Source organism: Burkholderia sp. AU6039, from assembly GCF_002223365.1.
Lineage (GTDB): Bacteria > Pseudomonadota > Gammaproteobacteria > Burkholderiales > Burkholderiaceae > Burkholderia.
The window spans coordinates 274,967-288,305 of sequence record NZ_NKFK01000005.1 but is presented as its reverse complement, the minus strand read 5'-3'; the positions used below and the strand labels follow the sequence as shown (position 1 = coordinate 288,305).

The following is a 13,339-nucleotide window of genomic DNA, read 5'->3' as shown; positions in this document are numbered from 1 at the left end:
TGAATAGGACTATTGATGATGAGCGAAACCACCCGCAATGTTCAGCCGGTTATCTCCGACCTCGGCAAGAAAGGTTCAGGCGAACTCGTGCCGTCCCGCTACGCCGTCCGCGTGGGTGACGTCGACGTCGTGCTGATCAGCGACGGCATTCTGCCGCTGCCGACCTCCACCATGTCCACCAACGTGAGCGAAGCGGACCGCAACGCCTGGTTCGACGGCCGTTTCCTCCAACGCGACATGTTCGACTGGGCGCTGAACATCGCGCTCGTGCGCAGCGGCGAACGCCTGATCCTGATCGACTCCGGCGTGGGCGACGGCTTCGAATACTTCACGCGCGCCGGGAAGTCGGTGATGCGTCTGGAATCGGCCGGCATCGATTTGTCGGCGCTCACCGATATCGTGATTACCCATATGCACATGGATCACGTCGGCGGGCTGAATGTCGACGGCGTCAAGGCCAAGCTGCGCCCGGACGTGCGCATTCACGTGTCGGCCGCGGAAGTGGCGTTCTGGAAAAATCCGGACTTCAGCAAGACGGTGATGCCGGAAACGGTGCCGCCGGCCCTGCGCAAGGCGGCCGAGAAGTTCGTGACGCTCTACGGCGAAAACATCGTCCAGTTCGACCAGACCGTGGAAGTCGCCGCAGGCGTGTCGGCGCGCGTGACGGGCGGGCACACGCCCGGGCACTGCGTCGTGGACATCGCATCGAACGGCGAGAAGCTGACGTTCGCGGGCGATGCGATCTTCGAAGTCAACTTCGATCATCCCGAGTGGCAAAACGGCTTCGAGCACGATCCTGAAACGGCTGCCGCCGTGCGTATCGCACTGTTCAATGAAGCCGCCGAGACCGGCGCGCTGCTGGCCGCCGCGCACGTCGCGTTTCCGTCCATCGGCCATATCGCCAGGAACGGCGACGGATTCCGGTTCGTGCCGGTTCTGTGGGATTACTGATTACCGGTCACGGATCGGTGTTCGACGATCGCGACGAGACCGCCGCGTGTCCACGAGACTCGCGGCGGTTTTTCGTGGGCGATCGCGTGTCGTCGCCATGGCGCCGGAAAAAAGCACGCCGCCTGTCGCGGCGTGCCGTCCTTCATGCCCCAGTCAATTCACGCTCGTACGCTTCTCCACGAACCGCCTCACATAATCATCCGCCGGCCGCGACAGGATATCGTCCGGCGTCCCGACCTGCACGAGCGTGCCGTCACGCAGAATCGCGATCCGGTCGCCGATGCGCAGCGCTTCGTCCAGATCGTGCGTGATGAACACGATCGTCTTCGCGAGCGTCGCCTGCAGTTCGAGCAACTGATCCTGCATCTCGGTACGAATCAACGGATCAAGCGCGGAAAACGCCTCGTCCATCAGCAACACGTCGGTATCGGCCGCCAGCGCGCGCGCGAGCCCGACGCGCTGCCGCATCCCGCCCGACAGCTCGTCCGGATAGTGATCGCCATAGCCGTCGAGCCCGACCTTCGTCAGCCAGTTGCGCGCGGCCTCGGCCGCATCGTGCCGCTTCTCGCCGCGCGTGCGCAGCGCATACGCGGCGTTGTCGAGCACGGTCTGGTGCGGCAGCAGCCCGAAGTTCTGGAACACCATGCTGACCTTGAAGCGGCGCAGCTCGCGCAACCCGTGCGCGTCGAGCTTGATCACGTCGCGGCCGTCGATCACGATCTCGCCGGCCGTCGGCTCGATCAGCCGGTTGAAGTGCCGCACGAGCGTCGATTTCCCGGAACCCGACAGCCCCATGATCACGAAGATCTCGCCCGACTCGATGCCGAGGCTCACGTCGTTGAGCCCGACGTTGCAGCCCGTTTCGGCCAGCACCTCGGCCTTGCGCCTGCCCGAGCGCAGCAGGTCGAGCACGCGCGCATGCGCGGCCTGCGGCCCGAACAGCTTGTACACGTGTTTGACGTCGATGGTCGCCATGTCTGTCTCCGTTCCTATGCCCGCGACGACTGCGTCGCCTGATTCGAATCGACGCCCGTCGACTGCGCCTTGCGCGGCAGCCGGTACGGCACGCGCGACGCGCCCTTCTGCCGGCGCTGCTGCGCGAGCCGCCGCCGGGCGCGACGCTCCTGGCCGAAGCCCTGGCTGATCCGGTCGATCACGATCGCGAGAATCACGATCGCGAGGCCCGCCTGCGTCCCCTTGCCGACGTCGAGCGTCTGGATGCCCGCGAGCACGTCCTCGCCGAGCCCGCGCGAGCCGATCATCGACGCGATCACGACCATCGACAGCGCCATCATCGTCGTCTGGTTGATGCCGGCCATGATGCTCGGCCGCGCGAGCGGCAACTGCACGTTGACGAGCAATTGCCAGCGCGTCGTGCCGAATGCGCGCGCGGCTTCCGTCACGTCCGGATCGACCTGGCGGATGCCGAGATCGGTCAGGCGGATCAGCGGCGGCAGCGCATAGATGATCGTCGCGAGGATCGCGGGCACCTTGCCGAGGCCGAACAGCATCAGCACCGGGATCAGGTACACGAAGCTCGGCAATGTCTGCATCACGTCGAGCACCGGCAGCAGCATCCGCCGCAGCCACGCGCTGCGCGACGCGAGGATGCCGACCGGCACGCCGATCGCGACCGACAGCACCGTCGCGACGAGCATCAGCGCGAGCGTCTGCATCAGCTTGTCCCACAGGCCGAAGCAGCCGATCGCGTAAAGCAGCAGCATGAAGAGCGCGCCGAGGCCGATGCGGCGCGTCGCGTTCCACGCGATCGCGCCGACGACCAGCAGCACGAGCCACGGCGGCGCCACGCGCAGCGCGCCTTCGAGCGGCACGAGCAGGTAGCGCAGCACCAGTACGCTGAAGTGATGGAAGCCGTCGCCGTATTGCGCGACGAACGTCTCGAGCGCGCCGTTCACCCAGTCGGCGATCGACAGGTGCAGAAAGAAGCCGTTCATTTGATTCTCCGTCGCGCCGCGAAGGCGCGTGACGGCGGCGGCGGGCGCGGGCCCGCCGCCGCGCGCAGGTTACGCGCCCTTCAGGCTGCCGGCGATCTTCTGCGCGACGTCGGCCGGCACCCACTGCTTCCACATGTCCTGGCGGGTCTTCAGGAACTGCGTGGCCATCGCCGCGCCGTCGATCTTCTTCGTGGTCATCTCGAGGATCGTCTGGTTCAGGAAGTCCATCGGGAAACGCACCTTGCCGAACACGCCGACGAGATCGGGGTTCGCATCGGCGAACGGCTTCGACACGCCGACCGTCAGCCGCGACACCATGTACGACGACGCGCACTGGTGCGTGCTGCTCTCGTCGCGCAACGTCTTCCAGCAGGCTTCGTTATAGGCCGGCATCTTCAGCGCGGTGAACTTGTATTTCGCCATCAGCGCGGCCGGGCCCCAGTAATAGAACACGATCGGCGCGCCGCGCTGGTACGCGGACGCGATCGCCGCGTCGAGCGCCGCGCCGGTGCCCGGGTGGAAGTTCGTGTACGACTGGTCGAGCTTCAGCACGCGCAAGAGGCGCGTGTTCACGCGCTCGCAGTCCCAGCCAGTCGGGCAGTTCAGGAAGCGGCCCTTGTCCGGCTCCTCCTCGTCGGCGAACACCTGCTTGTACTTCGGCAGATCGTCGACCGACACGAGCCCCGGCGCGACCGGCTTGATGTTGCGCGCCGGATCGCCCTTCACCACGTAGTCGGGCACGAACCAGCCTTCCGTCGTGCCGCCCGGCAGCGTGTCGCCGATCAGCTTCACGGCGCCCGACGAGACGGCCTTCGCGGTGATCTCGCTGCGGCCCGTCCACTGCTCGGCCCAGATCTGCAGGTCGTTGCGCGCGAGCGCCGTTTCGGTGGCGGCCGTGCTGCCCGGCACGACGTCCGTCTTGCAGCCGTAGCCCTTCTCCATGATCTGCCGCAGCACTTCGGTCGCGAACGACCCGCTTTCCCACGTGATGCCCGCGAAATGGACCGTCTTGCCGTCGGTGCACGCGCCGCCGGCCGCGTGGGCGGCAGGCGCGGACAGGATCGCCGCGGCGGCGAGAAGGACCGTCTTCAGTCGTCGAATCTGCATGGTGGGTCGTCTCCAAATCGAATCTGTTGTTTGTGCGTCGCGGCATGCGCGGCGACCGGCGAAGCGTGAACGTATCCACGTCCGGTCAGCCTGCATGTTTCCGCCGCCAATTTGTTTAGGGAAACGAGTAATTCCGATGATTGCAATCGGCGGCGTCGATCGATCTTCGGATGCGCTGTCAGGCCCGCCGGACGGGCCTCGCGGCCGATTTTCCGAGCCCGTTCAAGACCCGGCGCGGGCCGCGCCGCCCCCGCGTTCGGCCGTTGCGCGGCCGGCGTTGCAGCGCGGCACGCCACGCCCCGTTTCGACTGTCGAAACGGCCTGTCGCGACCCCATTGGCGAACCCGATCCCATCCATCGAAATTACTCGCTTTCGGTTCCTTGCCGGCTTGGGAAGAATGCGCGGTGTCATCGGAGGAGACACGACCCGACGCTCCCGGTTGCCGCGCCGCCGCGCCATGCGCGACCCGGCGCCGCGCGCGCTGCATCGGGTCGCCCCGGATGACGGGGCGCGCCACGCCGGGCGCGCTCACGACAACCGATACCAGCTGGATATCCCGGAGATCTCAATGAAAAAGACCCTGACGGCGCTCGCCGTAACGGCAACCTTCGCGGCCCCCGTGTTCGCGCAAAGCAGCGTCACGCTGTACGGCGTGATCGACGAAGGCCTGAACTACACGAACAACGTCGGCACCGGCCACGTCTACGAGATGGCGAGCGGCTACGCGCAGGGCAGCCGCTGGGGCCTGAAGGGCAGCGAGGATCTCGGCGGCGGCATGAAGGCGATCTTCCAGCTCGAAAACGGCTTCGACGTGAACAGCGGCCGGCTCAACCAGGGCGGCCGCATGTTCGGCCGCCAGGCCTACGTCGGCCTGAGCCAGGCGCAGTACGGCACGCTGACGTTCGGCCGCCAGTACGACTCCGTCGTCGACTATCTCGCGCCGACCACGGCCAACGGCAACTGGGGCGGCTACCTGCTCGCGCACCCGTTCGACAACGACAACACCGACAACTCGTTCCGCCTCGACAACACGGTGAAGTACGCGAGCCCGAACTTCGGCGGCTTCCAGTTCGGCGGCGCATACAGCTTCAGCAACAGCACGAGCTTCTCGGACAACCGCGCGTACAGCTTCGGCGCGCAGTACCAGAACAACGGCCTGCTGATCGGCGCCGCGTACCTGCAGGCGAACCATCCGGGCAACGGCTCGGCCGGCGCGATCACCGCGAACGACGCGAGCTACATCGCCGAGCGCATGCGCGTGTTCGGCGCGGGCATCAACTACACGTTCGGCCAGGCGACGGTCGGCTTCGCGTACACGAACTCGAACTACAAGAACCCGACCGGCAACGGCTACCTCGGCACGCCGGGCGCGATCATCGCCCCGGGCGCGACGGTCAGCGCGATCAAGTACCAGAACTTCGAGGTGAACGGCTCGTACCAGATCACGCCGGCGTTCATGGTCGGGGCGCAGTACGTGCTGTCGCTCGAGAAGTACGACGCATCGACCGGCAACGCGAAGCCGAAGATCCATTCGGCCGGGCTGATGGCCGACTACAACCTGTCGAAGCGCACCGACGTGTACGTGCAGGCCGCGTACCAGCACATCGCCGGCGACAAGACGAACTCGATCCTCGACAACGCGTTCATCCCCGGTACCGACGCGCCGTCGTCGACGTCGAACCAGGTGGCCGTGCGCGTCGCGCTGCGCCACAAGTTCTGATGTAACGCGGTTCTCCGTTCTTCACGCGACACCCGCGCGGGTCTGCCCGAGGTGTCTTTGCCCGCCCGCAAGCGCAAGCCTGCCGGCGGGTTTTTTCATGGGCGCCGTCACGCGTGACCCGCCGATGTTGCCGGAATCGGCAAAAAGCGCCCGCTCGTCCCGTCAACCGTGACAGGTCAACGAACAACCATCCGCCGATACACTGTGGACCTCCGCGACGGCCGCCATCCCCACGATCCCCGATGCCGGCCGCCGCCTTCCTTGCGCACGGCCCGCCGCTATCCGCCCGCACCGCGCGCTTGCCGCCCATCCCCGAGGAGTGTCACTTGAAGCACTGGCGCCGCGCGCTGTTCACCTTCGCCGCCGGCCTCCTGGCCGCCGCGACTTCCGATGCCCGCCCGATCTGCACCGTCGTCGCCGACGCCGCCACCGGCCAGATGCTCGTGCAGCAAGGCGACTGCGCGACCCGCGTGACGCCGGCGTCGACGTTCAAGGTCGCCATCAGCCTGATGGGCTTCGATGCGGGCGTCCTGAAGGACGCACACACCCCGACGCTCGACTTCCACGCCGGCTACCCCGATTGGGGCGGCGCACCGTGGCGCGAGCCGACCGACCCGGCGCGCTGGATGAAGCTGTCGATCTTCTGGTACTCGCAGCAAGTCACGCAGGCGCTCGGGCAGGCGCGCTTCCAGCAGTACACGACCGCCTTCGGCTACGGCAACGAAGACGCGACCAGTCCAGCGGGCGAACTGAACGGTGTGATGGGCGCATGGGTCAACGCGTCGCTGCGCATCTCGCCGCTCGAGCAGGTCGCCTTCATGCGCAAGATCGCGAACCGGACGCTGCCCGTCAGCGCGCACGCGTACGACATGACCGAGCGCATCACGCTGATCGACACGCGGCCCGACGGCTGGATCGTGCATGGCAAGACGGGCACCGGATCGCCGGGGCGCAAGTACGATGCGTCGCACGCGTACGGCTGGTTCGTCGGCTGGGCGGCCAAGGGGCCGCGCAAGGTCGCGTTCGCGTACCTGATCCAGGACGACGAGCGGCAGACGCCGAACGCCGGCCTGCGCGCACGCGATACGTTCCTGGCGACGCTGCCGGCCCTCGCCGAACCGGGCAGGCCGCAATGAGCACCGGCCCGCGCAACGCGCGGATCGACCTGCTGCGCGGCGTGTCGATCGTGCTCGTCCTGCTGCATCACTTCAATATCCCCTACTCGCTGCGCGACACGTCGCTCGCACGCGTATTCCGCTGGGATGCCGTGCATGCGATCGCGCGCAACGGCAACTACGGCGTGACGATGTTCTTCGTGATCTCCGGCTACCTGATCACGTCGAATGCGCGCCGCCGCTGGGGCAGCCTCGGCGCGGTCGACGTGCGTGCGTTCTACGTGTCGCGACTCGCGCGCATCGTCCCGTGCCTGGTCCTGCTGCTCGCGCTCGTCAACGGCCTCGCGGCGGCCGGCGTGCCGATCTTCCAGAACCATGCGCCGGAGGGCATCGCCGTGTCGTTCTGGCTCGTGAACCTCGCGTCGCTGACGTTCTGGATGAACGTGCTGATCGGCGCGTACGGGTGGGTCAACTACGCGCTCGGCGTGCTGTGGTCGCTGTCGGTCGAAGAGGTGTTCTACCTGTCGTTTCCGCTGCTGTGCATCGCGTTGCGCCGCGATGCGCGGCTCGTCGCGTTCTGGGTGGCCATCGCCGCGATCGGGCCCGTGTACCGCTTCACGCATGCCGGTGATGAAGGCGGGTTCCTCTACGCGTACTTCGCGTCGTTCGACGGGATCGCGATCGGCTGCTGCACCGCGCTGCTGGCCGAGCGCGTGAACGGGCGGCGGCTGGCCGCGCCGCTCGTGCAGTGGCTCGTCGCAGCGGCGATGGCCACGCTTTATCTGGCGTGGCCGATCGCTGAAAGCCATGTCGCCGGCGTCACCGCGATGGCGCTCGGCACGGCCGTGCTGCTGATCGGCGCGCACGTCAACGGCGAGCGCGTGCACGGCCGCCTGCTCGCACCGCTGGGCCGGGCCGGCAAGCTGAGCTACGAGCTGTACCTGTTCCACCTGATCGTGCTCGGCGGGCTGCGCACGGTATGGCCGCCGTCGGCCACGCACGGCGACACGAAGCTGCTGTTGCTGATTGCATATCTGGTGTTGTCGGCGGCACTGAGCGCGGCGATCGCGCGCGGCTATGCGACACCGCTCGACCGTTTCATCAAGCGCGTCGCGTCGCGGCCTTCAACGCGCGTGCCGGACGGCGCGCGCTTCTAGCGTGTCATCGGCCATCGCTGCCGGGTCGCCGGGAGAAAAAAATCGGCCAGGGCCCGGCCGCATCGCTTGACGATACCGGCCGGCCTGACCGCAAGCCCCGCGTACAGACGGTCGACCTCGTCGATCAGTCGAGATAATCCGCGTATTCCTTGCGCGTATAGCTGGCGAGCGCCTGCCACGGCAACGTCTCGCGCCGCGCGGCCGCCGCCGGTGTCAGCGTCAGCTTGCGCACCACGCGGCCGTCGGCGCTCCGGTACTCGACCGACAGCGGCGCCTGCAGCGTCTCGCTCCACAGGATCCGGTTCACGCCGCGCGCGCCGGGCGTGTCGACCGCCTGCTCGTACCAGCGGGTGCCGGGTACGTCGCCGCGCTTCGCCGCCGCGAGCCGCTTCAACTGCGACGGCGGCGTGACGTAGTACGCGTTGTCCCACGAGCCGTCGAAGCCCGTGGTTTCGTACTCGGCCGGCGGCACGCTGACGACCGTCCGGTTCGCCGCGTCCACGTACTCGATGCGCGCCGTCTTGCCGTCGTACGTCACGTGCCGTGCGGCTGCCTGGAAGTTGAAGTGCTTGTGGCCCGCGTGGGCGGCGGCCGGCTGCATGCCGGCGCGAACGCCCGCGTCGTGGTCATGGTCGTGATCGTGATCGTTACGGTGACCACCCGCCGCCGCGACGGGCAGCACGCGTTCGACCCACACGTGCCCGTCACGGCGCACCATCCGTTCGCGATACATCGTCGTGCGCGTCACGCCGTCGGCCGACACCGTGCGGCTCTCGTGCAGCAGCACGGCGTCGAGATCGGCCGCTGCAACGGCTGGCAGCGCAACCCACCCGCAGGCGAGCACGCAGAGAAGCTGACGTTTCATCGGGCGTTCCCGTTCCTCATGCAGTCAACGGATTCAGAAACCGAACGCCGAGCGCACGAGACCGAACACCTTCGTGTTGTCGATCGTGCCCTTGAACGCCTTCGCGTCCGCGCCATCGGCGAACAGCATCACGTCGCCGCCGCCGTGCGTCTCCGAGCCCGCGCTGCCCATCCGTACACCGACTTCCTGCAGATACGCCTCGTTCGTCGCGGTGGCCGAATCGACCGACGCGCGCACGTTCGGCCGGTTCGCGCCGTTGCCGAACACGAGCGTCGTGTAGGTGTTGCCGTCGGCGTCCTTGCTCGGCTGGCCGTCGCGATAGTTGCGGCTGATGTCGAGAATCGGGTTGCCGCGCTTCGAATAGCCGTTGATCGTCATCGTGTGGTCGTGGTCGGCCGTCACGACGATCAGCGTGTTCGACAGGTCGACCTTCGACAGCGCGACGCGGATCGCTTCGTCGAACGCCGCCGTGTCCTCCAGCGCACGCTTCGCGTTGGTGCCGTGCAGCGCGTGATCGATCCGGCCGCCCTCGACCATCAGGAAATAGCCGTTCGAATTCTTCGACAGCACGTCGATCGCCTTCGACGTCATCTCGGCAAGGCTCGGCTGCGTCGGCCCTTCGCCCTTGCCCGCGACGCGGTCGAGTTCGTACTCGAGGTGGCTCGTCGAACTGAAGAGACCGACCAGCTTGCCGTTGCCGGCCTGCGCGAGCTGATCGCGGGTCGCGACGACCGTGTAGCCCTTCGCCTTCATCTCGCCCAGCAGGTTGCGCCCGTCCGCGCGGCCGCGCTTGTTCGCCACCGGATCGAACGGCGTCCAGTGGTTGCGGCCGCCGCCCATCAGCACGTCGACGCCGTCGCCGAGCGCCGCGTTGTAGCCTGCCCCGCCCGGCGCCGCCTGCGCGGCGATGTCGTACTGCGCGTCGCGATGGCAGATGTGCGAATAGGTCGCGGCGGGCGTCGCGTGCGTGAGTTCGGTCGTCGTGATCGCACCCACCGCCTTGCCGCGCGCCTTCGCGAGTTCCAGCAGTGTCGCGACCGGCTGGCCGTTGCCCGGCGCGCAGTTGTTGACGGTCTTGTTGCCGTTGGCGTCGCTGCCCGGCGCGACCGCGCGCGTGTCCGACGACATCGACAGCACTTCGTTGTTCATCTTCACGCCGGTCATGTACGCGGCCATCGACGGTGCGCTGTCGGTCGTCTGCGCGTCGTTCGAGAAGGTCTTGACGCGCGCGGTGCGGGCCAGCTTCTCCATCGTCAGTTGTCCCGACTCACCGACCTTGTAGATCCGGCTCGCCGTCACGGTCGTCGGCCCCATGCCGTCGCCGAGAAAGAAAATCACGTTCTTCGCCTGGCCGGCGGCGTGCGCCGCGCCGCACGCGAAACCCGCGACGGCCAGCGCCGCCGCGATGCACTTGATGGTCGACATCCTGTATTCCCCTGTACCCGTATGGTCGGCGCTCACAGCTGCACCGCGTTGCGCACCAGCTCGAAGACCTTGTTGTTCTCGATCACGCCGTGGAACGCATCCGCGCCGCGGCCGATCGCCCCGAGGAACACATCGGTGCCGCCGTGCGTCTCGCTGCCCTTGTCCATGCGCACGACCGCCTCCTGGCGATAGTCGTCGGCGCCCGTCACCGCGTCGGTGAGCGTGGTGCCCGCGCGGCTGCCCTGCACGCGGTTCTCGCCGTTGCCGAAGCCGATGATCGTGTACGGCGCGCCGTCCGCATCCTTCGCGACCGCGCCGCTCTGGTAGCTGCGCAGCACGCCGAGCACGCCGGGCTTGCCCGCCTCGGTCTTGCCCGTGCGCGCCGCATAGCCGTTCAGCACCAGCGTGTGATCGTGATCGGCCGTGACGACGATCAGCGTGTTCTTCAGGTCGGGATCGGTCTTGCGCACCTTGTCGATCGTGGCCTTGATCGCGTTGTCGAACGCGACCGTGTCCTGCAGCGCGCGCTTCGCATTGGTGTCGTGCAGCGCGTGGTCGATCCGTCCGCCTTCGACCATCAGGAAATAGCCGTTCGGGTTCTTCTGCAGCACGTCGAGCGCGCGCGTCGCCATGTCGGCGAGGCTCGGCTCCTTGGTTGCACCGCGATCGAGGTCGTAGCTCATGTGGCTCGACGCGAACAGGCCGACCAGCTTGCCGCCCTTCGTCGCGTCGGCGGCCAGCAGGTCGTCGCGGTTCTGCGCGACCGCATAGCCCTTCGCCTTCAGCTCGTTGACCAGGTTGCGGCCGTCGGTGCGCTTGCCGCCGCCGTCTTTCGGCACGAAGAATTGCGTGCCGCCGCCGAGCACGACGTCGACGCCGTCGCCCAGCGCGCCGTTGTAGCCCGCACCGCCCGGCACGAGCTGCGCGGCGATGTCGTTCTCGGCGTCGCGATGGCACACGTGCGCATACGTCGCCGCGGGCGTGGCGTGCGTGACGCGCGTGGTCGTCACGACACCGGTGGCCAGCCCCTGCGCCTTCGCGATCTCGAGCAGCGTCGCAGCCGATTTGCCGTTGTTCGCGCCGCAGTTGCCGGTGAGGCTCGCGGTCGGCTCGATCGCCTTCGTGTCGGGCGACATCGAGATCACTTCGTTGTTGGTCTTGACGCCGGTCATGTACGCCGACATCGACGGTGCGCTGTCCGTCACCTGCGCATCGTTGGAATAGGTCTTCACGAACGCGGTTTCGGGCAGCGTGTCGATCGTGAGCGCGCCGTCTTCACCGACCGCGTAGATGCGCGCGGCCGTCAGCGTCGTGATCCCCATGCCGTCGCCGAGGAAAAAGATCACGTTGCGCGCGGCCGCCTGCACGGGGCCGGGCGCCGTGCTGGTCGGGCCGTCGTCGCTGCCGCATCCGGCCAGTGCAAAGGCGCCCGCGCACAGCAGCGCCGCCAGTTTGATTCGATTCATGTTGCCCGCTCCCCCCGCCATTGATGCTTTCGAAATGAAAGGCGATGGTAGGAACCTGATGTGACGGCAATATGAATGGAAATTGGAAGGATTAGAAGGATTTATGAAAGGCGAGAGCGAGGCGCCACGATCGAGCGCCCCTTGTGAGGCGACGTCATTCCGCGTGTTCGGCGGCGACGCTGCGCACGGTCACGATGCGCGCGGGCGGTATGTTTGCCCACACGATTCGGCTGTCGCAGGCAACAAATGCCGAGTCGCCGAGCGGATGACGGCCGGGCGGCCGCAGGTCGTACGTGAACTGGATCATCACACCGTCGGCCGACAGCACGCGATGGCACTGGTCGATGATGGCCGCCACGTCCTGGCGCGGCAGCGTGCGCAGCGGCAGGCACGACACGATCGCGTCGACGCGTGCATCGGTCGGCAGCAGCCGCTCGAGCTGCCGCGCATCGCCCGACACGATCGTGATGCCCGGAAAGCGTCGCCGCAGATGCTGGACGAACGCCGGCGATCGCTCGACCACGACGAGCCGCCGCGGCGCGACACCGCGTTCGAGCAACGCCGCCGTGATCGCGCCGGTGCCGCCGCCGAGTTCGACGACCAGCCCGTCGCCGTCCGGCACCGCATCGGCCATTTCGCGCGCCAGCTGCCGCGAACTCGGGCACAACGCGCCCACCGCGGCCGGACGGCCGACCCACTCGCGCACGAACAGTGCCGAGACACGCCACGCGTTCGGCCACATCATGCGCAGGCCTCCAGCGGTTGCACCGTCGGCCGCGACGTGCCGATGGCTTCGTGGAACAGGGCTACGGCGACACGGGGGTTGGGCATGCGCATCCTCCTGGACGAAGCGGTCCGTCGCAGGAAGCGCGACGTTCAAATCGATTCTAGGAAACGCAAACTTAAGACGACGTGAAGATTGTCCCTGATTCCGCTGATCAATTCGCGCCAGATCGGCCGGCGTGTGTCCGTTCAGCGGTCGATGCGCGGCTGGAAATGCGCGGGACAGCGAGCGCCGACGATTCTGCTCTGCTGCAGTGCGGTATCGATCGCGGCGAGATCGTCGACCGTCAGCATGCCCGTTCGCTCAGCGCGTCGCGCGCATCAGGATGTTCGCGAACGGCAGGCCTTCGTCGTCCTCGTCGCGCCGCGAAATTTCGTCGAAGCCGAGCCGTGCATAGAACGCGCGGGCATCGCGATTGTCGGCATACACCTCCAGATCGAGCGTGCCCTTGAGCGCGAGCGCATGCTCGACCAGCGCGCGGCCGATCCCGTGGCCGTGCAACGCCGGCGCGACGAACAATCCGCCGATTGAACCATCGAGCAGACCGATGAAGCCGACCGGTTCACCGGCCCGGCACGCGACCCAGGTTTCCGCCTCGGGTAGATATACCGCTTCGATCAGCGTGCGCTGCTCGCGCAGCCGCGCCTCGCCGAGAAACGGATGCGCGAGCAGCGATGCGTCGAACCAGATGGCCGACAGCGTGTGCAGGTCGGATGCCTCGTAGGCGCGAATCTCGATTGCCATGTTCTTGTGTTGTTCAACGCGTAGCGCACCGACGAACGTACCCCGGCAC

12 protein-coding genes are annotated in these 13,339 nt (G+C 67.4%); 4 read left to right on the top strand and 8 right to left on the bottom strand.

Annotation, left to right across the window (positions count from 1 at the left end):
• Positions 1-18 precede the first annotated feature (18 nt).
• On the top strand, positions 19-951 hold the full coding sequence (locus CFB39_RS19040) for an MBL fold metallo-hydrolase (protein ID WP_089475598.1): 933 nt from the start codon (positions 19-21) through the stop codon (positions 949-951).
• Between the two features lie 153 nt (positions 952-1,104).
• On the opposite strand, the gene CFB39_RS19035 is transcribed toward CFB39_RS19040, so the two are convergent.
• The 3 genes from CFB39_RS19035 to CFB39_RS19025 form a co-directional block, all read right to left on the bottom strand.
• A complete protein-coding gene (locus CFB39_RS19035; protein ID WP_089474001.1) occupies positions 1,105-1,926 on the bottom strand; it encodes a glycine betaine/L-proline ABC transporter ATP-binding protein in 822 nt (273 codons plus the stop codon).
• 14 nt (positions 1,927-1,940) lie between these two features.
• On the bottom strand, positions 1,941-2,906 hold the full coding sequence (locus CFB39_RS19030; protein ID WP_089474000.1) for a proline/glycine betaine ABC transporter permease: 966 nt from the start codon (positions 2,904-2,906) through the stop codon (positions 1,941-1,943).
• 69 nt (positions 2,907-2,975) lie between these two features.
• Positions 2,976-4,013 (bottom strand): ABC transporter substrate-binding protein, encoded by a 1,038-nt coding sequence (locus CFB39_RS19025; RefSeq protein ID WP_069250603.1) that lies wholly within the window; start codon positions 4,011-4,013, stop codon positions 2,976-2,978.
• A 569-nt stretch (positions 4,014-4,582) separates the two neighbouring features.
• On the opposite strand from CFB39_RS19025, the gene CFB39_RS19020 reads away from it, so the two are divergent.
• From CFB39_RS19020 to CFB39_RS19010, 3 genes are all read left to right on the top strand, one after another.
• On the top strand, positions 4,583-5,734 hold the full coding sequence (locus tag CFB39_RS19020; RefSeq protein ID WP_089473999.1) for a porin: 1,152 nt from the start codon (positions 4,583-4,585) through the stop codon (positions 5,732-5,734).
• Between the two features lie 326 nt (positions 5,735-6,060).
• Positions 6,061-6,870: an OXA-1043 family class D beta-lactamase gene (gene blaOXA / locus CFB39_RS19015; protein WP_089473998.1), complete on the top strand. Its 810-nt coding sequence runs from the start codon at positions 6,061-6,063 to the stop codon at positions 6,868-6,870.
• Positions 6,867-8,006 carry an acyltransferase gene (locus CFB39_RS19010; protein ID WP_089473997.1) on the top strand — a complete coding sequence of 380 codons (1,140 nt, stop codon included), beginning with the start codon at positions 6,867-6,869 and terminating at the stop codon, positions 8,004-8,006. The genes blaOXA and CFB39_RS19010 overlap by 4 nt, the downstream gene beginning before the upstream one ends.
• Before the next feature lie 124 nt (positions 8,007-8,130).
• Here the strand turns inward: CFB39_RS19010 and CFB39_RS19005 are convergent, their stop codons facing one another.
• From CFB39_RS19005 to CFB39_RS18985, 5 genes are all read right to left on the bottom strand, one after another.
• Positions 8,131-8,871: a hypothetical protein gene (locus CFB39_RS19005; protein ID WP_089473996.1), complete on the bottom strand. Its 741-nt coding sequence runs from the start codon at positions 8,869-8,871 to the stop codon at positions 8,131-8,133.
• A 33-nt stretch (positions 8,872-8,904) separates the two neighbouring features.
• A complete protein-coding gene (locus CFB39_RS19000) occupies positions 8,905-10,296 on the bottom strand; it encodes an alkaline phosphatase (protein WP_089473995.1) in 1,392 nt (463 codons plus the stop codon).
• A 32-nt stretch (positions 10,297-10,328) separates the two neighbouring features.
• Entirely contained in the window at positions 10,329-11,762 is a 1,434-nt protein-coding gene (locus CFB39_RS18995; RefSeq protein ID WP_089473994.1) for an alkaline phosphatase, read from the bottom strand.
• A gap of 154 nt (positions 11,763-11,916) precedes the next feature.
• Positions 11,917-12,507 carry a class I SAM-dependent methyltransferase gene (locus CFB39_RS18990; protein WP_089473993.1) on the bottom strand — a complete coding sequence of 197 codons (591 nt, stop codon included), beginning with the start codon at positions 12,505-12,507 and terminating at the stop codon, positions 11,917-11,919.
• A gap of 342 nt (positions 12,508-12,849) precedes the next feature.
• Entirely contained in the window at positions 12,850-13,290 is a 441-nt protein-coding gene (locus CFB39_RS18985) for a GNAT family N-acetyltransferase (RefSeq protein WP_089473992.1), read from the bottom strand.
• Between the last annotated feature and the right edge of the window lie 49 nt (positions 13,291-13,339).

Bases quoted from the DNA above. Each gene is read 5' to 3' on its own strand.
- CFB39_RS19040 (WP_089475598.1), top strand. From the start codon at position 19: ATGAGCGAAACCACCCGCAATGTTCAGCCGGTTATCTCCGACCTCGGC.
- CFB39_RS19035 (WP_089474001.1), bottom strand. From the start codon at position 1,926: ATGGCGACCATCGACGTCAAACACGTGTACAAGCTGTTCGGGCCGCAG.
- CFB39_RS19030 (WP_089474000.1), bottom strand. From the start codon at position 2,906: ATGAACGGCTTCTTTCTGCACCTGTCGATCGCCGACTGGGTGAACGGC.
- CFB39_RS19025 (WP_069250603.1), bottom strand. From the start codon at position 4,013: ATGCAGATTCGACGACTGAAGACGGTCCTTCTCGCCGCCGCGGCGATC.
- CFB39_RS19020 (WP_089473999.1), top strand. From the start codon at position 4,583: ATGAAAAAGACCCTGACGGCGCTCGCCGTAACGGCAACCTTCGCGGCC.
- CFB39_RS19010 (WP_089473997.1), top strand. From the start codon at position 6,867: ATGAGCACCGGCCCGCGCAACGCGCGGATCGACCTGCTGCGCGGCGTG.
- CFB39_RS19005 (WP_089473996.1), bottom strand. From the start codon at position 8,871: ATGAAACGTCAGCTTCTCTGCGTGCTCGCCTGCGGGTGGGTTGCGCTG.
- CFB39_RS19000 (WP_089473995.1), bottom strand. From the start codon at position 10,296: ATGTCGACCATCAAGTGCATCGCGGCGGCGCTGGCCGTCGCGGGTTTC.
- CFB39_RS18995 (WP_089473994.1), bottom strand. From the start codon at position 11,762: ATGAATCGAATCAAACTGGCGGCGCTGCTGTGCGCGGGCGCCTTTGCA.
- CFB39_RS18990 (WP_089473993.1), bottom strand. From the start codon at position 12,507: ATGATGTGGCCGAACGCGTGGCGTGTCTCGGCACTGTTCGTGCGCGAG.
- CFB39_RS18985 (WP_089473992.1), bottom strand. From the start codon at position 13,290: ATGGCAATCGAGATTCGCGCCTACGAGGCATCCGACCTGCACACGCTG.